General features: G+C 68.1%; 24 protein-coding genes. 17 read left to right on the plus strand and 7 right to left on the minus strand.

Translation table 11 applies throughout. The features are described from left to right. Positions 1-7 precede the first annotated feature (7 nt). The 3 genes from AC3WT6_RS12765 (at position 8) to AC3WT6_RS12775 (ending at position 4060) form a co-directional block, all read left to right on the plus strand. Positions 8-814 (plus strand): metallophosphoesterase, encoded by an 807-nt coding sequence (locus AC3WT6_RS12765; protein ID WP_492653982.1) that lies wholly within the window; start codon positions 8-10, stop codon positions 812-814. Positions 815-899: 85 nt separating this feature from the next. Next, positions 900-1706, plus strand: coding sequence for a crotonase/enoyl-CoA hydratase family protein (locus AC3WT6_RS12770; RefSeq protein WP_492653983.1), 807 nt, complete (start codon positions 900-902; stop codon positions 1704-1706). 233 nt (positions 1707-1939) lie between these two features. Continuing rightward, positions 1940-4060, plus strand: coding sequence for a hypothetical protein (locus tag AC3WT6_RS12775; RefSeq protein WP_492653984.1), 2121 nt, complete (start codon positions 1940-1942; stop codon positions 4058-4060). A 22-nt stretch (positions 4061-4082) separates the two neighbouring features. On the opposite strand, the gene AC3WT6_RS12780 is transcribed toward AC3WT6_RS12775, so the two are convergent. Further along, positions 4083-4427 carry a hypothetical protein gene (locus tag AC3WT6_RS12780; protein WP_492653985.1) on the minus strand — a complete coding sequence of 115 codons (345 nt, stop codon included), beginning with the start codon at positions 4425-4427 and terminating at the stop codon, positions 4083-4085. Between the two features lie 95 nt (positions 4428-4522). On the opposite strand from AC3WT6_RS12780, the gene ald reads away from it, so the two are divergent. Then, entirely contained in the window at positions 4523-5641 is a 1119-nt protein-coding gene (ald, locus tag AC3WT6_RS12785; RefSeq protein WP_492653986.1) for an alanine dehydrogenase, read from the plus strand. A 66-nt stretch (positions 5642-5707) separates the two neighbouring features. On the opposite strand, the gene AC3WT6_RS12790 is transcribed toward ald, so the two are convergent. Genes AC3WT6_RS12790 through flgA form a run of 5 tightly spaced genes read right to left on the minus strand, consistent with a single transcriptional unit; the run spans position 5708 to position 8033 of the window. Beyond that, positions 5708-6460 (minus strand): flagellar brake protein, encoded by a 753-nt coding sequence (locus AC3WT6_RS12790; protein WP_492653987.1) that lies wholly within the window; start codon positions 6458-6460, stop codon positions 5708-5710. Beyond that, complete coding sequence (gene flgN / locus AC3WT6_RS12795; protein ID WP_492653988.1) at positions 6457-6921, minus strand: flagellar export chaperone FlgN; 465 nt, start codon at positions 6919-6921, stop codon at positions 6457-6459. The genes AC3WT6_RS12790 and flgN overlap by 4 nt, the downstream gene beginning before the upstream one ends. A 13-nt stretch (positions 6922-6934) precedes the next feature. After that, entirely contained in the window at positions 6935-7240 is a 306-nt protein-coding gene (flgM, locus tag AC3WT6_RS12800) for a flagellar biosynthesis anti-sigma factor FlgM (protein WP_492653989.1), read from the minus strand. Beyond that, positions 7237-7392, minus strand: coding sequence for a hypothetical protein (locus AC3WT6_RS12805; RefSeq protein WP_492653990.1), 156 nt, complete (start codon positions 7390-7392; stop codon positions 7237-7239). Before AC3WT6_RS12805 ends, flgM begins: the two co-directional genes overlap by 4 nt. Next, on the minus strand, positions 7389-8033 hold the full coding sequence (gene flgA / locus AC3WT6_RS12810; protein ID WP_492653991.1) for a flagellar basal body P-ring formation chaperone FlgA: 645 nt from the start codon (positions 8031-8033) through the stop codon (positions 7389-7391). Before flgA ends, AC3WT6_RS12805 begins: the two co-directional genes overlap by 4 nt. 155 nt (positions 8034-8188) lie before the next feature. Between flgA and flgG the strand changes: the two genes are divergently transcribed. From flgG to AC3WT6_RS12855, 9 genes are all read left to right on the plus strand, one after another. Then, positions 8189-8974 carry a flagellar basal-body rod protein FlgG gene (gene flgG, locus AC3WT6_RS12815; protein ID WP_492653992.1) on the plus strand — a complete coding sequence of 262 codons (786 nt, stop codon included), beginning with the start codon at positions 8189-8191 and terminating at the stop codon, positions 8972-8974. A gap of 19 nt (positions 8975-8993) precedes the next feature. Then, the gene (flgH, locus tag AC3WT6_RS12820) at positions 8994-9686 is read left to right on the plus strand and encodes a flagellar basal body L-ring protein FlgH (protein ID WP_492653993.1); all 693 of its coding nucleotides are present in this window, start codon (positions 8994-8996) and stop codon (positions 9684-9686) included. Positions 9687-9821: 135 nt separating this feature from the next. Further along, positions 9822-10982: a flagellar basal body P-ring protein FlgI gene (locus tag AC3WT6_RS12825; protein WP_492653994.1), complete on the plus strand. Its 1161-nt coding sequence runs from the start codon at positions 9822-9824 to the stop codon at positions 10980-10982. A 5-nt stretch (positions 10983-10987) separates the two neighbouring features. Next, entirely contained in the window at positions 10988-11929 is a 942-nt protein-coding gene (gene flgJ, locus AC3WT6_RS12830; protein WP_492653995.1) for a flagellar assembly peptidoglycan hydrolase FlgJ, read from the plus strand. Between the two features lie 205 nt (positions 11930-12134). Then, complete coding sequence (locus tag AC3WT6_RS12835) at positions 12135-13295, plus strand: flagellin (RefSeq protein WP_492653996.1); 1161 nt, start codon at positions 12135-12137, stop codon at positions 13293-13295. 79 nt (positions 13296-13374) lie between these two features. Next, entirely contained in the window at positions 13375-13743 is a 369-nt protein-coding gene (locus tag AC3WT6_RS12840; RefSeq protein WP_492653997.1) for a flagellar protein FlaG, read from the plus strand. Positions 13744-13762: 19 nt separating this feature from the next. Next, on the plus strand, positions 13763-15121 hold the full coding sequence (gene fliD / locus AC3WT6_RS12845; RefSeq protein WP_492653998.1) for a flagellar filament capping protein FliD: 1359 nt from the start codon (positions 13763-13765) through the stop codon (positions 15119-15121). Positions 15122-15250: 129 nt separating this feature from the next. Beyond that, positions 15251-15679 (plus strand): flagellar export chaperone FliS, encoded by a 429-nt coding sequence (gene fliS / locus AC3WT6_RS12850; protein ID WP_492653999.1) that lies wholly within the window; start codon positions 15251-15253, stop codon positions 15677-15679. A gap of 9 nt (positions 15680-15688) precedes the next feature. After that, positions 15689-16255, plus strand: a complete 567-nt coding sequence (locus tag AC3WT6_RS12855) for a PilZ domain-containing protein (protein WP_492654000.1) — start codon at positions 15689-15691, stop codon at positions 16253-16255. A gap of 38 nt (positions 16256-16293) precedes the next feature. Here the strand turns inward: AC3WT6_RS12855 and msrB are convergent, their stop codons facing one another. Beyond that, positions 16294-16725, minus strand: coding sequence for a peptide-methionine (R)-S-oxide reductase MsrB (gene msrB / locus AC3WT6_RS12860; RefSeq protein ID WP_492654001.1), 432 nt, complete (start codon positions 16723-16725; stop codon positions 16294-16296). 119 nt (positions 16726-16844) lie between these two features. On the opposite strand from msrB, the gene AC3WT6_RS12865 reads away from it, so the two are divergent. From AC3WT6_RS12865 to AC3WT6_RS12880, 4 genes are all read left to right on the plus strand, one after another. Further along, positions 16845-17501, plus strand: a complete 657-nt coding sequence (locus AC3WT6_RS12865) for a response regulator (RefSeq protein WP_492654002.1) — start codon at positions 16845-16847, stop codon at positions 17499-17501. Positions 17502-17689: 188 nt separating this feature from the next. Next, a complete protein-coding gene (rpoN, locus tag AC3WT6_RS12870) occupies positions 17690-19156 on the plus strand; it encodes an RNA polymerase factor sigma-54 (protein ID WP_492654003.1) in 1467 nt (488 codons plus the stop codon). Between the two features lie 47 nt (positions 19157-19203). Next, complete coding sequence (locus AC3WT6_RS12875) at positions 19204-19590, plus strand: response regulator (RefSeq protein ID WP_492654004.1); 387 nt, start codon at positions 19204-19206, stop codon at positions 19588-19590. Beyond that, positions 19591-21099, plus strand: a complete 1509-nt coding sequence (locus AC3WT6_RS12880) for a sigma-54 interaction domain-containing protein (protein WP_492654005.1) — start codon at positions 19591-19593, stop codon at positions 21097-21099. Positions 21100-21163 lie beyond the last annotated feature (64 nt).

Raw genomic sequence — 21163 nt, forward strand, 5'->3', positions numbered from 1 at the left:
CTTCGGCATGCTGAAGCTGCCGGCCAATACCCAGGGCCGCGACTACTACGTCGGCGACATCCACGGCCACGGCGAGGCGCTGTGGAAGCTCTTGGACGCGGTGCGCTTCGACGACCGCTGCGACCGGCTGTTCTGCACCGGCGATCTGGTCGACCGCGGCCCCGACAGCGCCCGCCTGCTGCTGATCCTCGACGACGCGCCCTGGTTCCACGCGGTGATGGGCAATCACGAGGCGATGCTGATCGTCGCCGGCAGTGCCCGCGACGAGACCACCCGCAGGCGCTGGGCGGTGCGCGACTCGGCCTGGTTCTTCCGACTGCCGGCGGAGCAGCGCAAGGTGCTGGTGCGCATCGCCATGCGTCTGCCGCTGGTGATGCAGATCGAGCAGCCGGAAGGCGAGCCGATTGGTCTGATCCACGCCGACCTGCCGCAGGGCAAGGTCTGGCCGGATCTGGAGCGCGCGCGCTTTGGCGTCGGCGCCGCCTTCGACAACGACGGCGACACCCTGGCCAGCCATCTGCTCTGGGGCCGCAGCACCGCCTTGCAGCTGAGCCAGGCGATGAACACCGGGCGGCGGCAGTCCGGGCTCCTGGCGCGGCTCAAGGTGGCGGGCTTGAGCATGCTGGTCAGCGGTCACACCCCGATGCTGGCGGCCAAGCCGCGACTGGCCGGCAGCCGGCTGTTTCTCGACACTGGCGTTTATCTGCCGGGCGGCCGGCTGACGCTCACCGAGCCGCTCAGCCGGCGCTACTGGCAGACCAATGCCAATGCCGTCGAAGTGGCGCCGCCCAAGCGCCTGCGCGCCATCGGCTAGGGCCGGCCGCGGTCGCCACGCGGGCGCAGTGAGTCGGGTCGTAAACTGCCGGTCTGACTCCTAAAGCCCCAGACCGAAACCCAAGATGGACTCCAACTTTGTCAGCACCAGCCGGCGCGCCGGCGTGGTGACGCTCCGCTTCAACCGCCCGGAAACCCGCAATGCCATCGCCAGCCTGGAAGACTGCCAGCAGTTCGCGGCGGCGGTGGAGGCGCTGAACGACGACGCCGAGGCGCGCTGCCTGATCCTCACCGGTGCTGGCAGTGCCTTCTGCGCCGGCGGCGACCTCAAGGCCTTGCAGGAGCGACGCGGCATCGGTCCCAGGGCCAGCCCCGCCGAGACCCGCGCCAACTACCGGCGCGGCGTGCAGCGGATGATCCGCGCGCTGTCGGACTGCGAGCTGCCGGTGATCGCCGCGGTGAACGGCCCGGCGATCGGCCTGGGCTGCGATCTGGCGGCACTGGCCGATATCCGCATCGCCGCCGAGTCGGCGCGTTTTGCCTCCACTTTCATCAATCTGGGTCTGATCCCGGGCGATGGCGGCGCCTGGATACTGCCGCGCGCGGTCGGCTGGTCCAAGGCCTCGGAGATGATCCTCACCGGCGAGGCACTGGATGCGGTCGCGGCCCTGGCCTGCGGGCTGGTGTCGCGGCGGGTGGCGGACAGCGAACTGCTCGCCGCCGCTGCTGCGCTCGCCGATCAGATCGCCGCCAAGCCGGCCCAGGCCACGCGCCTGGCCAAACGCCTGCTGCGCGAGGCACAGCACCAGCGACTCACTGATGTCCTGGAGCTGTCCTCCGCCTACCAGGCCCTGGCTCACGAGAGCGAAGATCACCGCGAGGCGCTGGCGGCCTACATCGACAAGCGGCCGCCCAGTTTCTCCGGCCGCTGAGCGGCGACGCCGGCGCGACCCCGCTGGCAAACCAGCGCCGCGCCAGTTGCTCGCGGCGGCAAGACTTGATCAATCGGCCTCGTGCCTGCTGTCGCGGGTGGTCAAAAACCGGCCTGGGCCAGACTTGCGAAATTGCTTCGAGTTTGATGCGGATTTGCTTGTTTCGATTGGTTTTCCCGGTTAGCATCCAAGCGATATCAGCCACGCCGCAGCGGCGGCGAGTAGGGAGTGCCATGCGCAAGCTCGGTTTAGGGAACGCGGCGATTGCAGGTCTGTGCGCACTGCTTATTTCGGCCTGTGGCGGCGGCGGGGGCTTCAGCGACGGCAGCGGCGGCAGTAGTTCCGGCGGCACCAGCTCGGGCGGGACCAGCTCCGGCGGCACCGCCATCACGCCTGCGAATCTGCGTCTGGTCAGCTCCGCGACGGCGCTGCCGTCCGATGCCGATACCCAGTCGGAGGGCATTACTTTCAGTGCCATCGCCACCGACGCCAACAGCAACACCCTGGCGGGTGTGACCGTCGCCTTCACCGCCACCAGTGGCGCGGTCACAGTCACCAGCGCGACCACCGACGCCACTGGCACTGCTACCGCCGTGCTCACCACAGGTGGCGACACCTCGGTGCGCACCATCAATGTCACCGCCAAGGCCGGTACGCTCACCGCCACGCCGTCGGCCGTTGCCATCCAAGTGGTGGCGCCCACCAATCCCGCAGTGGTCGCTCCAGGGCTGGGCAACGGCACTGGCAGTGCCTATGCCGATCAGGTGCTGGGCATCGGCCAGGCCACGCTGGCGGCCGGCGGTAGCACTTCACTGCATCTGGACTTTGTTGATCGCAACGACAATAACGCGGCGCTGACCACCCAGACGCCCGGCATCAGCTTCAGCTCGCCCTGTATCAGTGCCGGCCGAGCCAGCGTGACCTCCGCCACCAGCATCACCGGCGGCGCACTGGATGCCACCTACATCGCCAAGGGTTGCAACGGCAACGACACCGTGACCGCCAGGGCTTCGCTGGCCAATGGCAGCACCTTGACTGCCAGCGGCACGCTCACCGTGCAGCCGGCGGCGCTGGGCAGCATCAAATTCGACTCCGCCACGCCAAAAACCATTGGCCTCAAGGGTTCGGGCCTGCAGGAAACCTCCATCGTCAAGTTCCAGCTGTTCGACGCTTCCGGCGGTCCGGCACCCTCTGGCGTCGATGTGAGCTTCGCACTCAATACCACCGTCGGCGGCATCACCCGCACGCCGGCCACGGCGCAGACCGACGCCCAGGGATTTGTGCAGACGGTGGTGAATGCCGGTTCGGTGGCGACACCGGTGCGCGTCACCGCCACCGCCACCGGCGGCGGCGGACAGACCATCAGTAGCCAGTCCGAGCAGCTCACGATCTCCACCACCATTCCGGACCAGAACAGCTTCTCGCTGAGTGTTACCACCCACAACATCGACGCCGACAGTCGCGACGGCATCACCACCACGGTGAACGCGCGCCTGTCCGACCGCTTCAACAATCCGGTGCCGGATGGCACGGCGGTGCTGTTCACCACCGAAGGCGGTTCCATCCAGCCGCGCTGTGAGACCAGCGGTGGTGTCTGCTCCGTTGTGTTCTCCAGCCAGGAGCCGCGTACCGATCAACTCAGTGCCAATGGCACGGCGGTGAATACCGCCAATAGCTGCGGCACCTACACCTCGACCAGTACCAACACCGCTCTGGGCTGCGACGATCACCGCTACACCATCCTGGCGACGGCCATCGGTGAAGAGAGCTTCACCGACAGCAACAGCAACGGTCAGTACGACAGCCCAGAGCCGTTCGTGGACCTCGGCGAGGCGTTTACCGATGCCAATGAGAACGGTGTCTTCGACTCCGCATTCGAGACCTATGTCGACTTCGACGGCAGTGGCGGCAACTCGCCGACCGCCAAGGACGGCAAGTTCACCGGCACTCTCTGCAACGGCAATTGCTCGACCTCGCCCAATCCGCCGGCGCCGCCGACGCTGAACGTGCGTGGCTCGCAGATCATCGTCATGTCTAGTTCCAGCGCCGTGATCCTGACCGATAAGGACAGCATCCTCTTGCCGGTAAATGAAAGCAATGCCATCAAGGTGATTGCTCGGGATACTGCCGAGAACTGCATGGCGGCCGGTACCACCATTTCGGTAACTACCACCTACGGTTCGGTGGCTGATCCGGCGAGCTATACCCAACCCGACAGCATCGAGAAGCCCTGCAGCAACGCGTATCTGTTCACGCTGCTGGGCGGTACCTCGGCTGGCAGGGGCAACTTGTTCATCAACGTGACGGCTCCTAGTGGGCTGATCACTACCGAGATCATCCCCATCAACCCCTAGGCCTTGCCAGACTTCGGTGGTCTTACTTCGACCGAGCGCGCGATAGCCAGACGAAATAGCCGAGGGAAAGAGTCAACATCAGCAGTCCGGCCGTGAGGCCGGACTGCTTTTCTTTTTTCTCGGCATCTACCAGCGCCAACACCTCAGCGCGCAACTGTTCGCGTCGCTTGGCCAGCTCGCTATCGTTGGCGGGCTGTTCGCGATTCTCTCGCTGAAGGTCCAGAGCCAGATTGAGTTCCACCGACTGGCTGATCTCGGCCTCGCTGTAGACCGGCAGCCGCCACCACGCATTACCGTAGTGCAGGCTCAAGCCCAAGCTGACCAGGAACAGTGTGGCGGGCAGGGCGGTGAGCTTGGGTTTGGACATGGTTGGCGGCAGGGCTGGAAGGGCCGGGCAGGTTAGCCAGCCTGGGAATAAACTGCCACGCATCGGCCTCCTGGCCTCCTCCATCGAGTCATACCATGCGTATCGGAACCCCCAAAGAGATCAAGAATCACGAGTATCGCGTCGGCCTCACACCGGCCGGCGTCCGCGAGCTGCGAGCCCACGGTCACGAGATCCTCATCCAGAAAGGCGCGGGCCTGGGCATTGGCCTCGCCGACGCCGCCTATGTCGCGGCCGGTGCCGAGATCGTCGATACCGCCGCCGAGGTCTTCGCCCGCGCCGAGATGGTCATCAAGGTCAAGGAGCCGCAGCCGGTGGAATGCCAGCTGCTGCGCAAGGGCCAGGTGCTGTTCACCTACCTGCACCTGGCGCCGGACCCGAAGCAGACCCAGGGCCTGATCGACTCCGGCTGCATCGCCATCGCCTACGAGACGGTCACCGACGGCCGCGGCGGCCTGCCGCTGCTGGCGCCGATGAGCGAGGTGGCTGGGCGCATGTCGATCCAGGCCGGCGCCCATGCGATGGAAAAGGCGCAGGGCGGCAACGGTGTGTTGATGGGCGGTGTGCCCGGGGTGGAGCCGGCCGATGTGGTGGTGATCGGCGGCGGCGTGGTCGGCTACAACGCCGCGCGGGTGGCGGTGGGCATGGGCGCGAAGGTGACCATCCTCGATCGCTCGCTGCCGCGTCTGGGCTGGCTGGACACGGTGTTCGAAGGTCGTCTGAAGACCCTGTACTCCACCGCCGACGCGCTGGAAGCCTGCATCGCCGACGCCGATCTGGTGATCGGTGCGGTGCTGGTGCCGGGCGCGGCCGCGCCCAAGCTGGTGACCCGCGCGATGCTGCGGCACATGAAGCCGGGCACGGTGATCGTCGATGTCGCCATCGACCAGGGCGGCTGCTTCGAAACCTCGCGCGCCACCACCCACCAGAACCCCACCTATGTGGAAGAGGACATCGTCCACTACTGCGTCGCCAACATGCCGGGCGGTGTCGCGCGCACTTCCACCTTCGCGCTTACCAATGCCACGCTGCCCTATGCCATCGCGCTCGCCAACAAGGGCTACCGCAAGGCACTGATCGACGACGCCAACCTGCGCGAAGGCCTCAACGTCCACCAGGGTCGGGTGACCTACAAGGCGGTGGCGGAGGTGTTGGGCTATGAGTACCAGCCGGCGCTGGAAGCGCTGAAGGGCTGAAGTCGGGCTGCTAGTGCGCGCCCCCAACCCGACCCTCCCCCGCAAGCGGGGGAGGGAGGTTTTGATTTAAAACCCCAGGCGGGTGCGGCGCTCGGCGGCGCGGCGCAGTTGCAGACGTTCCAGCCGCGCGACCGCGGCCGAGAGGCGCTCGGCCGACGCGGCCGAGAGGCGCGCGAAGCGCAGGCCCATGCGCGCGCGATCCAGGCGGTTGAGGCGCGAGCGCACCTCCACCTCGGCGTAGATCTCCAGCTCGGCGATCTGCAGATTGCATTGCAGCAGCGTGCCTTCCTGTATCGGCGCCGAGCTGGGCACCAGCGCGCCCGCGCCTTGGCGCGAGAGGTCGACCAGGGTGCCGGCAAAGCGCAACGCCTCGGTCTCGAAGCGCAGGCTGGGCGCGGGAATGTCCCTGGGTATGTCCAGCCGGTAGGCGCCGCGTCTCTGCAGATAGCGCGCGCGGCTGGGCCAGCGCAGCCGCAGGGCGGGCTCGCCCTCGAACTGGCTGCTGCCAATGAGGTCGGCGGCAAAGTCGAGCGCGCCGCCGTCGATGCGGGTGGACAGCGCCAGACGCGCCGGCAGCGGCTCCAGCAAGGGCGGCTGCGGCGGGTCGATCAGCAGCGTCTGGTCGATCAGATCGACATGCAGCAGCAGCGAATTGCGCGCCGCGCCGCCGGCAGCGCCCACCGCCAGCAGCGGGCGCAGCTCGCCGGCGCGCAACAGCAGCGGCGCGAGTTCCACCGCGCCTTCCAGCCAGCGGGCCGCTGGCGCCGGGTTCAGGCCGGTGGTGGCGCTGCCAGCCGTGCTGTTGGGCGCGAGGTTCATGCCTGGGCCAGGTGCCGGCCCAGACCCGAGGGACGGGCGCCGCCACGCGGGCCTGGCCCGTATACCGCCGGCGCCTGCTCCAGGCCGGCCTGGTGGGCGATCCAGCGCAGCCGCGCCTGACGCTCGTTGAGCAGGGCACCGTTGTGGAGATTGACCTTGCGCAGCAGCTCGGCGGTGTCGCGCAGCGTCTGCCAGCGGGCGCTGGCGTTGTCGCCCAGGCTGGGGATCAGCCGCTCGGGCGCGCCGCCGGTGGCTTGCGCCAGCGCGCGGCTCAGGTGCTCCAGCTGTTCGGCGGCCTGTTGCTTGCGCTGCACCAGCTCGGCCAGCGCGTTCAGATCGGCGGCCAGCAGCGCCTGGGTTTCGGCGTCGAGGATGTCCTGTAGACCGCGCGCGCAAAGAATCTGCGCGTCGAGCAGCGAGGGCACAGAGTTGGGAGTGGTGGCATCGCTGGAGTCGGTCATGCGTTCGGGGTCGCTAGCTGTCCAGCTGCCATTCGAAATGGCTGAGCCGGTCGGCGATGGCGGCGGGGTCGAGTGCGTAGCGACCCTCCGACAGCGCCTGCTTGATTGCGGCCACGCGCCCCTGGTCGACCGCCGGAATGCCAGCCAGCGTCTTGTCGAGCTGGTGCAGGCTTACGGCGTCGCCGGTCAGGCGGACAGTATCGGTGGCGGCGGTGGCCGCAACCGGAGCGGAGGACGACGAGCCGGCCGCATTCCGCGCGGTCGTCCGGTACAGATCGGCCACCGGATTGGTGGCGTTGCCGTCGATGCGTTGGCTCATGGCTTGACTCCCATCAGGGCCCGGACTGGGCCATTGAGCCGGCTATCGGCGGCAAAAATACAAACTTGAGGGCCGGCGACAAAAAAATGTCGCGGCGGGGACAGACCCGGTGCGTGAAATTTGACGCCGACCGCATTGAGTCCGGTTTTCATGGCGCGATCTCCACCTTGCCGCCACTGCGTGCCAGGCCTTCCACCACCCGGCGGGAATCGCGGTTGCGCACTTTCAGGCGCGCGCCCTCGGCGGCGTCGGCCAAAGCCTCTCCGACGGCGCGCACCTCCAGACCGGCGGCATAGCCGACCAGGGTGACGCTGTCGCCGCGGCGGATCGCCAGCGGCGGCATCAGCTGGTCCTGACTGAGCAGGCTGCCGGCGGGTAGGGCGCGGCGCGCCAGCTGGCCTAGCGCCTGTTCCGGCTGGTTGAGCAGGCCGCCCGGCAAGCGGGCGAGATCCCGCGCTTCGACGTAGAGCAGCTCGGCGCTCAAGGCCTCGCCGCGCGCGAGTGCGCGGCGCAGCACCAGCACCTGGCCGGGGCGCTGCACTTGCAGGCTGACAAAGCGGGTCCAGCCGGGGTTGCCCTCGCAGCGCAGGCGCAGCTGGGCGCGTCCCTCGCGCAGGGCGCCGGGGGCCTCGGCGCTGACCTGGCCAGCGCAGGCAGGCAGGGCCTCGGCGGGAGCGGCGATGACGGCGTCCGGCCAGCGCTCCAGCAATGCCGTCCGCGCCGCCGCCAAGGCATCGGCCGCCCATAGCGGCGAGGCGAGAAGGGAGCAGCAGAGGGCAAGCAGCAGACGCATGGCGGTCCGTTAAAGGAGATCGGCAGACCCCCACCGTGCAGTCCGCGTGCCAGCTCCGGGCGCCGGGTTTGCGACGGCCTTGCCGCGGGGGCTGGTCCGGAACTTGGAGCGGGGCGTCCACCCGGCGTTTTTCTACGCCCGCAACAGGAGTAGCCATGAATCCCGCCCTCTGGATCGCCAAGACCGGCCTCGATGCGCAGCAGACGCGCATGGCCGTGGTCTCCAACAATCTGGCCAACGTCAACACCACCGGTTTCAAGAAGGGCCGGGCGGCGTTCGAGGACCTGCTCTACCAGACCCGCACCGCGCCCGGCTCGGCGGTGACCCAGGACAGCGTCGCGCCCACCGGGCTCACCCTCGGCACCGGCGTGCGGGTGGTGGCGACCGAAAAGAATTTCACCCAGGGCAATCTCCAGCAGACCGGCAACAGCCTGGATATCGCCATCAGCGGTCGCGGCTTCTTCCAGATCCAGCAGCCGGATGGCAGCGTCGCCTACACCCGCGATGGCTCGTTCCGGCTCAGTCCGGACGGCGAGCTGGTGACCAGCGGCGGCTACCGGCTGCAACCCTCGATCACCATCCCGCAGGGAGCGCAGAGCGTCAGCGTCGGCGCCGACGGCACGGTCAGCGCCACCCTGGCCGGCCAGGCGGCGCCGACCCAGGTGGGGCAGATCCAGATCGCCGACTTCATCAACCCAGCGGGTCTCTTGGCGCGCGGCGAGAACCTCTATGTGGAGACCGCCGCCAGCGGCGCGCCGCAGACCGGCACCGCCGGCAGCAGCGGCTTCGGCACCTTGAGTCAAGGCTCGCTGGAGGCCAGCAACGTCAACGTGGTGGAAGAGCTGGTGAGCATGATCGAAACCCAGCGCGCCTACGAGATGAACTCCAAGGCGATCTCCACCACCGACCAGATGCTGCAGTTCGTCACCAACCATCTCTAGGCCTCGGCAGGAGCGCGCCGTGAAAAGTCCCACTCTGTTCTTCGGCATCAACGCCGGCGGCAGCCTGCTGCTATTGATGCTGGCGCTGCTGTTGCTCGCCGGCTGCGCCGCCGGGCCGATCCCGGAAGGGCGCATGCCGCCGCCGCAGATCGTGGTTGCGCCCGCGACGGCCGTCGCCGGCAGCGAAGGCTCGCTCTATACCCCCAATCGCGGCCTGGCCCTGTTCGAAGACACCAAGGCGCGCGGTGTCGGTGATCTCCTGACCGTGCTGCTGATCGAGAGCACCCAGGCCAGCAAGAGCGCCACCACCAGCACCAGCAAGTCCAGCGGCGTCGAGCTGGGCGACATCACCGCCTTCGGTCAGCCGCTCAATTTCGACACCGGCATCTCCGGCAAGAACAACTTCGACGGCTCCGGCGCCACCGCCCAGAGCAACAAGCTTTCCGGCAGCCTCACCGTCACCGTCGTCGAGCGCCTGCCCAATGGGGTTCTGCGGGTGCGCGGCGACAAGCGCCTGCGGCTGAACCAGGGCGAGGAGCTTATGCAGCTCGAAGGCCTGGTGCGCAGCGCCGACATCACCCCGGCCAACACCGTCACCTCCGACCGCATCGCCGAGGCGCGCATCAGCTACCAGGGTAAAGGCGCGCTGGCCGACGCCAATGCCCAGGGCTGGTTGCAACGCTTCTTTAACTCGCCCTGGATGCCGTTCTAGCTTTTCTCCTTCCCCCGCGAGCGGGGGAAGGCCGGGATGGGGGCGTTGCCAGCGCCGCACGGTCGACCGCCCCCACCCCAACCCTCCCCCGCAGGCGGGGGAGGGAGTTGTGATTCGCTTTGAAGGAGAGTCCGCATGGCCGTAATCCCCGAATACCTGCCTTCCCGCCGCCAGCGTCCGCGTCTGCCGCGTCCGCTGCAGATCGCGCTGCTGGTGCTGTTGCTGATGTTGCTGGGAGTGCAGTCGGCTCGCGCCGAGCGCATCAAGGATCTCGCCAGTGTCGCCGGCGTACGCGGCAACGCGCTGATCGGCTACGGCTTGGTGGTGGGCCTGGACGGCACCGGCGATCAGACCTCGCAGGCGCCGTTCACCGTGCAAAGCCTCAAGGCGCTGTTGCAGCAACTGGGCGTTACCGTGCCTCCGGGCGTCAATCCACAACTCAAGAACGTCGCGGCGGTGGCGGTGCATGCCGAGTTGCCGGCCTTCGCCAAGCCGGGGCAGAGCATCGATGTCACCGTGTCGTCCATCGCCAACGCCGGTTCGCTGCGCGGCGGCGCGCTGCTGATGACGCCGCTGAAGGGACCGGACGGCGAGGTCTATGCGCTGGCACAGGGCAATCTGGTGGTCGGCGGCCTGGGCGTGAACGGCAAGGACGGTTCGCGCATCTCCATCAATATCCCCAGCGCCGGCCGTATCCCCAACGGCGCCAATGTCGAGCGCGCCGCGCCCACCGCCTGGAGCGCGGCGCCGGAGATCCGGCTCAATCTGCGCGAGGCCGACTTCACCACCGCGACGCGCCTCGCCGAAGTGGTCAACGGCCTGCTCGGCGCCGACAGCGCGCAGGCGCTGGACTCGGTGACGGTGGCGGTGCGCGCGCCGGCCGACCCCGGCCAGCGCACCAGCTTCGTCGCTGCGCTGGAGAATCTCGACGTGCAGCCGGGTGTGGCCGCCGCCAAGGTGATCGTCAACTCGCGCACCGGCACGGTGGTGATCGGCTCCGAGGTGCGGGTGATGCCAGCGGCGGTTACCCACGGCTCGCTGTCGGTGACCATCACCGAGCGCACCGCGGTGAGCCAGCCCGGTGCCTTCTCCAATGGCCAGACGGTGGCGGCGCCGCAGTCCAGCATCGACGTCAGCCAAGGCAGCGGCCGCATGTTCAAGTTCGACGCCGGGGTCTCCCTCGACGAGATCGTCCGTGCGGTCAATCAGGTGGGTGCCGCGCCGGGTGATCTGGTCGCCATCCTCGAAGCCCTGAAGGAAGCCGGCGCGCTGCGCGCCGAGCTGCTGATCATCTAGCGCCGATGGCCCTGCGCCCGGAAAACACCGTCACCGATTTCGCCGGCCTCAACGCCCTGAAGGCGAAGGCGGCCGGCGGTGGCCGCGATCCCGAAACCCTGCGCGCGGTGGCGCGCCAGTTCGAGGCGCTGCTGATGCAGCAGGTGCTGAAGTCGGCGCGCGCCGCCGGTCTCGGCGACGATCTCGCCGGCGGGCCGGGTGCCGATACCTACAAGGACTTGTTCGACCAGCAGATGGCCCAGCAGCTCAGCGCCGGCCGTGGTCTGGGTATCGCCGACCAACTGGTGCGACAGCTGAGCGGGCAGCAGGGTGAAGCCATATCGCCGCCCCTGAATCCCGCCCTGCCAGACAGAACTCCCTCCCCCGTTTACGGGGGAGGGCCGGGGTGGGGGCGTACGCCTGCCGCTGCTGCTGACGCCGCCTCTGTCTGCAACGCTAGCGCCGCCCCCCTCCCGGCCTCCCCCCGCGAGCGGGGGGAGGAGGCAGCCGCGGCCGACCCCGACCAGTTCATTCGCCAGGTCTGGCCGCAGGCCGAGGCGGCGGCGCGCGAACTGGGCCTGCCCACCGAAGTGGTGGTCGGTCATGCCGCACTGGAAACCGGCTGGGGCCGGCACCAGCCGGCCGGCGACAGCAACAACCTGTTCGGCATCAAGGCCGATGCCGGCTGGCGCGGTGCCAAGGCCAGCAGCGAGACCCGCGAGGTGCGCGCCGGTGTCGAGCGCAGCGAGCGCGCGGACTTCCGCCGCTACGACAGCGCCGACGAGAGCCTTGCCGACTACGTGCGCTTCCTGCGCGGCAATCCGCGCTACGCGCAGGCGCTGGCACACGGTGGTGACGCCGCACAGTTCGCGCAGGGTCTGCAGAAGGCCGGCTATGCCACCGATCCGCGCTACGCCAGCAAGCTGCTGGGCGTGATCGAGCGCGTGCGTCGCCTGCGCGCCGCCTGATTTACCGCCTGTGCGCCGCTCACCGGTTTCGTTATGCCACTCATCGGTCCTGCCAGCACCGCCCTCAAGAAAGTCAGCAAGCGGGCGCTAAGGGCAGTGAAGCGGTGGAACGGGAAGCCGGCCACCGAAGCCTCAAGACCTTTCACCTCGTAGCAGCAACACTCCGGCGCAACCGCTGCCGGCACGATCAACCAGGAGTCGTCCCATGCAAGCTATCAACACCAACGTCGCCTCGCTGAACGCGCAGCGCAACCTCAACGCCTCGCAGTCCAGCCTGAGCACCTCCCTGCAGCGCCTGTCCTCAGGCCTGCGCATCAACAGCGCCAAGGACGATGCCGCCGGCCTCGCCATTTCCGAGCGCATGACCTCGCAGATCCGCGGCCTCGACCAGGCCTCGCGCAATGCCAACGACGGCATCTCGCTGGCGCAGACCGCCGAAGGCGCGCTGACCGAAGTGACCAACAACCTGCAGCGCATCCGTGAGCTGGCGGTGCAGAGCCGCAACGCCACCAACAGCCAGACCGACCGCACCGCGCTCAACACCGAAGCCCAGCAGCTGATGTCGGAAATCAACCGCGTCGCCGGCCAGACCAGCTTCAACGGTGTGAAGCTGCTCGACGGCTCCTTCACCAACCAGTCCTTCCAGGTCGGCGCCAACGCCGGCGAGACGGTGGACATCGCTTCCATCGTCAACGCCAACGCCAGCGCCCTGGGCACTTACAGCCGCGCCGAGGTTACCGGTGTGGCGGCGACGGCCTTCACGGCGATCACCGCCGGTGATCTGACCATCGACGGCGGCAACGGCAACGGCGCGATCAGCGTCGGCGCGGTGGCCCTGGCGACCTCCGCCAGCGAGCGTGCCGGCGGCATCCGCGACGCGGTGAACTCGGTCTCCGACCAGACCGGTGTCTACGCGATCAACGAGACCGCCACCACGGTGACCCTGGTGTCCACCAGCGGCACCGGCATCACGGTCGCCCATGCGGGTGCGTCCTCCACGCTGGCCACCACCGGCCTCACCGCCGCCACCACCGCGACGACCACCAGCACCGGCTTTGCCTCGCTGGATCTGTCCAGCGTCGCGGGTGCCGACACGGCGATGCAGTCGATGGATGCCGCGCTGTCGGCGGTCAACACCGCTCGCGCCAGCCTCGGTGCCTACCAGAGCCGCTTCGGCTCGGTGGTGGCCAGCCTGGCGACCCAGAGCGAAAACCTCTCCGCCGCACGCAGCCGCATCCAGGACGCCGACTTTGCCAAGGAAACTGCCGCCCTCACCCGCGGCCAGATCCTCCAGCAGGCCGGTACCGCGATGCTCTCGCAGGCCAACTCGGCGCCGCAGAACGTGATGTCCCTGCTCCGCGGCTAAGTAGCCAGGAAGCGGCGCCGGAGCAGATCCGGCGCCGCTTTCCGGATGCGGTGGTTCACAGGACGGGAGGCGTCAGGCCATGTCCAGCAATTCGATGTCCAGTTTGCAAGCGGTCACGCCGGGCATAGTCCCGGTTTTGTCCGTGGTGCGCCCGGTGGCGCTACGGCCCCTGTCGGCCAGCGAGACGCCGCCGGTCAGCGATCCGCCGGCCAATACCGCCGGTTCGACGGATGCGCTGCAGGCGGCGGTTTCGGAGTTGAATCAGTACGTCGGCCGCTCGCGTACCGACCTGCATTTCAAAATCGACGACGAGGCCGGGCGGGTGGTGGTCAGCATCGTCGATGCCGAGAGCGGTCAGGTGCTGCGGCAGATGCCATCCGAGGAGGCGCTGCGCATCGCCCGCTATCTCGAAGGCAGCAATACCGGCCTGCTGTCCCAGCAGGCCTGAAGCGGAGTAAGGAGTCCCCATGGCAAGCATTACCTCCACCGGCTTGGGCTCGGGCCTGGATATCAACAGTCTGGTCAGCCAGCTGGTGGCCTCCGAGCGGCAGGCGCCGGCGGCGCGGTTGACGACTGCGCAGGAGAAGGCGCAGACGCAGTTGTCGTCGTTCGGGACGTTTCGATCGGCGCTGGCCAGTCTGCAAGACGCCGCCAAGGCGCTGCGCGATGGCGGCTCCGCGACACTGAAGGCTTCGGTATCGGAAACCGGCTATGCGACCGTCACCGCCGGCAGTGGCGCGGCGGCCGGCGCCTATAGCCTGGAGGTGGTGCAGCTGGCCAAGGCGCACAAGCTGGCCAGCGGCACCTTCGCCTCCGCCGACACCCATGTGGGCGAGGGCAGCTTGACCATCGGCGTCGGCAGCAAGAGCTTCAACGTGACGCTCGACAGCGAGCACGCGACGCTCGCCGGCATTCGCGACGCGATCAACAACGCCAGCGACAACAAGGGCGTGCGGGCTTCGCTGCTGAACACCAGCAGCGGCGTGCGCCTGACCCTGACCTCCACCCAGACCGGCGCCGATGGCGCGCTGACGGTCAGTCATGGCGTCGGCGAGACCGCGCTCGATGGGCTGGTCTACCCCGGAGTCGGCGGCCTGAGCCAGGTGGACCCGGCGCAGAACGCCAAGATCCGCCTCGACGGCTACGACTTCGAGAGCAGCGACAACGTGTTCGAGACCGCCATCGACGGTCTCACCATCACCGCCACCAAGGCCGAGGTCGGCAAGCAGCTCGGGATCGACGTCAGCCGCGACTCCGCCGCCGCCAAGACTGCGGTGGAGACCTTCGTGACCCGCTACAACGCGCTCAATGCCACCATCGCCACGCTGTCGCGCTACAACGCGGCGACATCCGATGCCGGCCCCCTGCTCGGCGACGCCATGCTGCGCGCCGCCGCGCAGGAGCTAAGGGTGACCATCAGCGCGACCCAGTCCGGCAACGGCACTTACAGCCAGCTGTCGCAGATCGGCGTCAGCTTCGGCACCGATGGCTCGCTGAAGATCGACTCCACCAAACTCAGCGCGGCTTTGGAGGGCGATGGCCCATCGGTGTCCAAGCTGCTAGGCAAGGACGGCATCGGCGGCCAGATCTACACGCTGGCCGACCCCTATCTGGCCAGCGACGGTCGCATCAAGGCCAGGCAGAGTTCCGCGCAGGAACGCATCGACGACATCGAAAAGCAGCGGGACGCGCTCGATCTGCGCATGGAGAAGGTCAAGGCGCGCTACCAGGCGCAGTTTGTCGCCCTCGACAGCCTGATCAGCAAGCTCAACACCACCAGCAGTTACCTCACCCAGCAGCTGGCCAACCTGCCGACCTACAACTAGTCTCGAACCTGTGGCGTCAAGCCGGCCCTGGGGCCGGCTTTTTTGTGCCGGTCTCGGTGATTTTTGCTCTCAAGTTCGGCTCCGCTGCGCCGATGCAGGAGACAGAGGCACAACGACGGAGTCCCGACCATGGCCAGCCCTTTCAATCCACTGCTCCGGCAGTATCAGCAGACCAACGCCTCCGCGGTGTTCACCGCCAGTCCGCACAAGCTCATCGAGATGTGCCTGGCCGGTGCCCTGGAGCGCATCGCCATCGCCCGCGGGGCGATGAGTCGCGGCGAGATGGGCGAGAAGGCGCGCCGGATCAGCGCCGCCGTCGCCATCGTCGAGCACCTCCAGATTTCGCTGGACAAGTCCGCGGGTGGCGAGCTGGCGGCCAATCTCGATCGCCTCTACGACTACATCGTCCGCCGTCTGGCCCAGGCCAACGCCAGCAACGATCCCAGCCTGCTCGACGAGGTGGGTGAGTTGCTGGGCCAGATCAAGGCCGGCTGGGATTCGCTGGCCAGCAACGAGATCCGCGCGGTGACCACCCAGGCGCTGGGCGCCGCTGCCTGAGACCGCGCCATGGACCGCGGCGACGCCGGCAGCCTGGGAACCACGCTCGAGACCGCGCCGGCGGCGGTGCGACCGCTGCCACTGCGTTGGTGTCCAGAGACGACGGAGTTCGATCCACTGCAGCAGAGCGAGGCGCTGCGCGTGCTGGCCACGGTCGCGGTGCTGGAAGAGCACACCAGGCCGCAGGCCGAGGAGGCCGGTGGCGTTGAGGCCGAGGTCGCGCGCCTGCACCAGAAGGTGCAGCTGCTGATGGAGATGGTCGGCAGCCTGATCCGCGCCCAGCTGGCCCTGCCCAAGGCGGTGCCGGTGCGGCTCACTGCCGCCGGCCTGCGCTGGCAGACGCAGACGCCGCCGGCGCTTGGCAGTCTGGGCATGGTCGAGCTCTGGCTGCACCCGGCCTGCCCGGAGCCGCTGCGGCTACCGGCGCGGGTGCTGGCGGTGGGCGGCGAGGCGCAGGCCAGCGTCGATGCCGCTTTCGAGGGGCTGCCGGAGGCGCTGACTGCCGCGCTGGAAAAGCTGGTGTTCCTGCGCCACCGCCGCGAGCTGGCGGAAGCGCGACAGCTGCGGCGCGGTTGAGCCTTGCGCCGCGGCGATCACTCCGGAATAAGCAAGGTCTAGGTCCGCAGTTCCGGCAGCGGTTCGCCGGCGGGCACAAACAGCAGCGCTTCGCCGTTGTTGCAATAGCGCAGGCCGGTAGGGCGCGGCCCATCCTCGAAGACATGACCCTGGTGGCCGCCGCAGCGCGCGCAGTGGTATTCGGTGCGCGGATAGCCGATGTGGTGGTCGACCTTGGTCTCCAGCCGGCCGGGCAGGGGCTCGTAGAAGCTGGGCCAGCCGGTGCCGCTCTCGAACTTGCTGTCGGACACGAACAGCGGCAGAAAGCAGCCGGCGCAGACGAAGCTGCCCGCGCGCTTCTCGTGGTTGAACGGATGGGTGCCGCAGACCTCGGTGCCTTCACCGCGCAGTACCCGGAACTGCGCCGGGCTCAGCAAGGCTCGCCACTCGGCTTCGGTCTTGTGCAGCTTTTCGACGGGATCTGGGCGCATGGCGGTGGTTCCGGGGTGGTGGTGGCTGGGCGCCCATGATGCCGCCGTTCGCGCCGGGCGGGTGTACCGCATTGCTTACGACTTGCGCGGCCTGAGTCCGGTCTCCCTACACTGTCCGGATGCGCCCCCATCTACGTTTGATTCTCGCCGACGAGCTCGGCCTGGTGCGCGCCGGTGTGCGCCGCCTGCTGGAAGACATCCACAACCCGCGAGTCGAGGTGCTGGCCGAGACCGGCGATGGCCAGGAGCTGCTGGAGCTGGTTTCGCGCCTGCGTCCGGACCTGGTGATCACCGACATCGCCTTGCACCGCATCAGCGGTCTGGAGGTCAACCAGCAGATCCGTCGTCACTACCCGGAGGTGGCGGTGCTGTTCCTCACCGCACGCAGCGAGCCCAGCCATGTGCGCCAGGCCATGCAGCACGGCGCCGCCGGCTATGTCGTCAAGGACGGCGAACCGCTGGAGCTGAGTCTGGCGCTGCGCGCCCTGACCAAGGGCCAGCACTACCTGAGCCCCAAGGTTTCCGGCGCCGCCTTCGAGCGCCGGCTGCGCGCCGAGGGCCTGGGTCAGAACGAGCTGACCGCGCGCCAGCGGCAGGTATTGCGGCTGATGGCGCGCGGCAAATCGACCAAGGAGATTGCCGCGTTGATGGGCGTATCGGCGAAGACGGTAGAGACCCATAGAGCGCGAATGGCGCAGACTCTCGGGCTGTACGGCGTCAATGCCCTCATGCGCTATGCGATCAAGGACGCCATCGACTCCGGCGAGGTTTCCTGAGTGCGGTAACTGGCTGTCGTTGTTGATGAAAACCGCTGCTGGGAGGCAGTAGACGAAGTTTTGACGGCTGTCGGGAATTTCCTTACGTGAGGTCAGGAACGTTCCTATGTCTGGGTTTCTCCGCCGGCTCAATGATGCTGGCACAGCAAACGGCGCGGTGACGCCGATAACCCTTCGGAGAACGCCAGATGAAAGCCAACCTCAAGCTCCACGTCAGCCAGCAGATGAGTCTGTCGCCGCAGCTGGTGCAGTCGATCCGCCTGCTGCAATTGTCGTCCCAGGAACTGGAGCAGGAGGTGGCCCAGGCGCTGGACAGCAATCCCCTGCTGGAGAACGATCCCGAGCCGGCGCCGGTGGAGTTGAGCGCCCAGCTGGCCAGCGAGGCCGAGCTGGTCGGCGAGCACGTTGCCCAGGTTGCCGAGAGCCCGCTTGAGGCGGTGGCGGCACCGGCGCCGCTGAGCGAGGTGGATGTCGATGACAGCTTCGCGGTGGCCGAGGCCTGGAGTGCGGCCAGTGGCGACAGCGAGGACGACGACAGCCCGATGCGCCAGGCGGTCGCCCCCGGCGCCGGCCTGCGCGCCCGCCTGGAAGCGGAGCTGACCGCGGAAGTCGAGGACCGCGACGAGGCGCGCGCGGTGATCGCGATCCTGGAACGCATCGACGACGCCGGCTACCTGCGCGCCAGCGGCGCCGAGTTGCAGGCCGCGACCGGGCTGGAATTGAGTGTGCTGCGGCGGGCTCTGGCGCGCATCCGCCGGCTGGCGCCGACCGGCTTTGCCGCCCGCGACCTGCGCGAATGCCTGCTGCTGCAGCTGGCCGAGGTGCGGGTCGGCACCCCGGGCCGCAATTTGGCCGAGCGGCTGGTGATGGAGCATCTGCAGGAGCTGGCCGGCCGTGATCTCGAAGCCCTGCGCCAGCGCCTGGGTGCGAGCCCCGAGCAGTTCGCCGCCGCCCGCGAGCTGATCCGCCAGCTCGACCCCAAGCCGGGCCTGGATCTCGAACAGGACGACAATCGCTATCTGACGCCGGACCTCCTGGTCAGCGGCAGCCCCGGCGCCTGGAAGGTGGAGCTGAATCCAGCCACGTTGCCGCGGGTGCGCCTGAACCGGCTCTACGAGCAGGTGCTGGGCAACGGCGGTTCGCGCGGCATCAAGGACAAGCTCAACGAGGCGCGCTGGCTGGTGCGCGGCCTGGAGATGCGCCACGAAACCCTGCTGAAGACCGCCAAGGTGATCTTCGAGCGGCAGAGCGAGTTCCTTCGCCGTGGCGAGGTGGGCATGAAACCGCTGACCCTGCGCGAGGTGGCGCAGAGCATCCAGATGCACGAATCCACCGTTTCCCGGGTCACCACCGCCAAGTTCGTGCTGACTCCCTGGGGTCTGTTCGAGCTCAAGCACTTCTTCAGCGTGTCGCTGGCCGGCGGCGAGTCCGAAGCTTCGGGCGTGGCGGTGCGGGCCATGATTCGTCAGTTGGTTGATACCGAAAATCCGGTCAAGCCCTTGTGTGACGGTGCAATCAGCGCAATCTTGGCGAGACAGGGAGTTCGCGTGGCTCGGCGCACCGTGGCGAAGTATCGGGACGTCATGAAGATCGCCGCGGCTCCGGAGCGCAAGAATTCCCTGGCAGTAGGCGGGCGCGGTGCGAAGGTGGTCTGAACGCACCGAGGCGGACGTCTCTGAATTCCTACTACTCTGGAGTGGCAATGCACCAACTCAAGACACTGCTGGTGGACGACAACGAGGCCTTCCTGGTGCTCGCCGGCCATCTGCTGCAAGGCAACCCGCGGATCAAGGTGGTCGGTCGCGGGTTCAATGGCTATGACGCGGTGCGGCTGGCCGAGAGCCTGAAGCCAGAGCTGATTCTCATGGATCTGTCGATGCCCGGCATGGGGGGGCTGCAGGCCACCCGGCTGATCAAGGCGCAGGATGATCCGCCGCTGATCCTGATCACCTCGCATCACGACGACGCCGAGCACCGCGAGCACTCCGCCCGCGCCGGTGCCGATGGTTTTCTTTCCAAGCAGGACTTTGACAAGACTTTGGATGGCGTACTCGACGGACTCCAGCAATTCATCCGGCAGGAGGGCTAAATGGCCGAGTCACGGATACTGATCCTCGACGCCAACGAGGAGCGCGCGGAGACCCTGCGCGGCCTGTTGCAGTTCATCGACTACCAGCCGATGCGGATGGAGAGCTGTGGCCAGATCGCCGCCTCCGGCGCCAAGCCGGCCGACTGGCTGGCGGTGATCGTCGGCAAGCTGCTGGACCCGGCCGCGTTGCCGACCTTCGTCGACTGGCTCAAGCGCGATCACCTGCACCCGCCGCTGCTGCTGCTGCCCGAGCACCATGCTCAGGGTGCGGCTCGTTTCGACTTGCACGAGTCGGCTTGTCTGCCGATCGACTACCCGGTGAAGTACGCGCAGCTCAACGAGGTGTTGAAGCGTGCCGGCCTCACCCGCATGGAGCGCGAGACTGCCGAGCAGGTCGCCTCGCGCGGCCCCACCGGCAACTCGCCGGCGATCCGCCGGGTGCGGCGGATGATCGAGCAGGTGGCCGGCTTCGACACCACGGTGCTGATCACCGGCGAGTCCGGCACCGGCAAGGAAGTGGTGGCGCGCGCCGTCCACTGCCAGTCGCCGCGTAAGGACAAACCCTTCGTGGCGGTCAACTGCGGCGCGATTCCGGCGGAGCTCTTGGAGAGCGAGCTGTTCGGCCACGAGAAGGGTGCCTTCACCGGTGCCATCACCGCCCGCAAGGGCCGTTTCGAGCTGGCCGATGGCGGCACTTTGTTCCTCGACGAGATCGGCGACATGAGTCTGCCGATGCAGGTGAAGATCCTGCGCGCCCTGCAGGAGCGTAGCTTCGAGCGCGTCGGCGGCACCCGCAGCCAGCGCTGCGACGTGCGGGTGATCGCCGCCACCCACCGCAATCTCGAAGAGGGCATCGTCAAGGGCAGTTTCCGCGAGGATCTCTACTACCGCCTCAATGTCTTCCCGATCGAGACGCCGCCACTGCGCGAGCGGCTCGAAGACCTGCCGCTGCTGCTCGAAGACCTGATCGGTCAGCTGGAGCGCTCCGGTCGCGGCAGCGTGCGGCTGGCGCCGGAGGCGGTGAACGTGCTGCGCGGCTACCACTGGCCGGGTAATGTCCGCGAGCTCTCCAACTTGGTCGAGCGTCTGGCGGTGCTGCATCCGGGTGCGGTGGTTAGGCCGCAGGATCTGCCGGCGCGCTACCGCCCGGCGCCGCTGGATGCGGCGGCGGAGCTGGCTGAGCCAGTCGCCATCGAGCTGGCTGCGCCGGCCAATGAGCCCTTGCCGAGGTCGGGCGAGGTCGGCGTGCTGCGCGACCTGCATCTGCCGTCGCTGATGCCTGCCGCGCGCAGCGAGCCGCTGCTGCCACCGGCTGGCGTTGATCTCAAGGATCACATCGAGCACATCGAGTCGAGCCTGATCAAGCAGGCGCTGGCGCAGTCGGGCGGGGTGGTGGCGCATGCCGCCAAGCTGCTCAATACCCGGCGCACCACCCTGGTCGAAAAGCTGCGCAAGTACGGCCTGCAACGCGAGGATGCCGAGGTGGGCAGCGCCAGCGAACTGGGTTGATGGCGGGCTGGAGCCGGCAGCAAAAAGGGGAGCGCCAGGCGCTCCCCTTTTTTTTGCCGCGCGG

The organism is Stagnimonas sp. FW305-C-60 (genome assembly GCF_058782965.1).

What these genes read in the sequence shown, in the direction of transcription:
- AC3WT6_RS12865 (WP_492654002.1), top strand. Translation starts at nt 16,845, where the DNA reads ATGCGCCCCCATCTACGTTTGATTCTCGCCGACGAGCTCGGCCTGGTG.
- AC3WT6_RS12825 (WP_492653994.1), top strand. Translation starts at nt 9,822, where the DNA reads ATGGCCGTAATCCCCGAATACCTGCCTTCCCGCCGCCAGCGTCCGCGT.
- fliS (WP_492653999.1), top strand. Translation starts at nt 15,251, where the DNA reads ATGGCCAGCCCTTTCAATCCACTGCTCCGGCAGTATCAGCAGACCAAC.
- AC3WT6_RS12835 (WP_492653996.1), top strand. Translation starts at nt 12,135, where the DNA reads ATGCAAGCTATCAACACCAACGTCGCCTCGCTGAACGCGCAGCGCAAC.
- AC3WT6_RS12770 (WP_492653983.1), top strand. Translation starts at nt 900, where the DNA reads ATGGACTCCAACTTTGTCAGCACCAGCCGGCGCGCCGGCGTGGTGACG.
- fliD (WP_492653998.1), top strand. Translation starts at nt 13,763, where the DNA reads ATGGCAAGCATTACCTCCACCGGCTTGGGCTCGGGCCTGGATATCAAC.
- AC3WT6_RS12855 (WP_492654000.1), top strand. Translation starts at nt 15,689, where the DNA reads ATGGACCGCGGCGACGCCGGCAGCCTGGGAACCACGCTCGAGACCGCG.
- rpoN (WP_492654003.1), top strand. Translation starts at nt 17,690, where the DNA reads ATGAAAGCCAACCTCAAGCTCCACGTCAGCCAGCAGATGAGTCTGTCG.
- AC3WT6_RS12765 (WP_492653982.1), top strand. Translation starts at nt 8, where the DNA reads ATGCTGAAGCTGCCGGCCAATACCCAGGGCCGCGACTACTACGTCGGC.
- flgM (WP_492653989.1), bottom strand. Translation starts at nt 7,240, where the DNA reads ATGAGCCAACGCATCGACGGCAACGCCACCAATCCGGTGGCCGATCTG.
- AC3WT6_RS12880 (WP_492654005.1), top strand. Translation starts at nt 19,591, where the DNA reads ATGGCCGAGTCACGGATACTGATCCTCGACGCCAACGAGGAGCGCGCG.
- flgG (WP_492653992.1), top strand. Translation starts at nt 8,189, where the DNA reads ATGAATCCCGCCCTCTGGATCGCCAAGACCGGCCTCGATGCGCAGCAG.
- AC3WT6_RS12775 (WP_492653984.1), top strand. Translation starts at nt 1,940, where the DNA reads ATGCGCAAGCTCGGTTTAGGGAACGCGGCGATTGCAGGTCTGTGCGCA.
- flgA (WP_492653991.1), bottom strand. Translation starts at nt 8,033, where the DNA reads ATGCGTCTGCTGCTTGCCCTCTGCTGCTCCCTTCTCGCCTCGCCGCTA.
- flgJ (WP_492653995.1), top strand. Translation starts at nt 10,988, where the DNA reads ATGGCCCTGCGCCCGGAAAACACCGTCACCGATTTCGCCGGCCTCAAC.
- ald (WP_492653986.1), top strand. Translation starts at nt 4,523, where the DNA reads ATGCGTATCGGAACCCCCAAAGAGATCAAGAATCACGAGTATCGCGTC.
- AC3WT6_RS12840 (WP_492653997.1), top strand. Translation starts at nt 13,375, where the DNA reads ATGTCCAGCAATTCGATGTCCAGTTTGCAAGCGGTCACGCCGGGCATA.
- flgN (WP_492653988.1), bottom strand. Translation starts at nt 6,921, where the DNA reads ATGACCGACTCCAGCGATGCCACCACTCCCAACTCTGTGCCCTCGCTG.
- AC3WT6_RS12790 (WP_492653987.1), bottom strand. Translation starts at nt 6,460, where the DNA reads ATGAACCTCGCGCCCAACAGCACGGCTGGCAGCGCCACCACCGGCCTG.
- AC3WT6_RS12805 (WP_492653990.1), bottom strand. Translation starts at nt 7,392, where the DNA reads ATGAAAACCGGACTCAATGCGGTCGGCGTCAAATTTCACGCACCGGGT.
- AC3WT6_RS12780 (WP_492653985.1), bottom strand. Translation starts at nt 4,427, where the DNA reads ATGTCCAAACCCAAGCTCACCGCCCTGCCCGCCACACTGTTCCTGGTC.
- msrB (WP_492654001.1), bottom strand. Translation starts at nt 16,725, where the DNA reads ATGCGCCCAGATCCCGTCGAAAAGCTGCACAAGACCGAAGCCGAGTGG.
- AC3WT6_RS12875 (WP_492654004.1), top strand. Translation starts at nt 19,204, where the DNA reads ATGCACCAACTCAAGACACTGCTGGTGGACGACAACGAGGCCTTCCTG.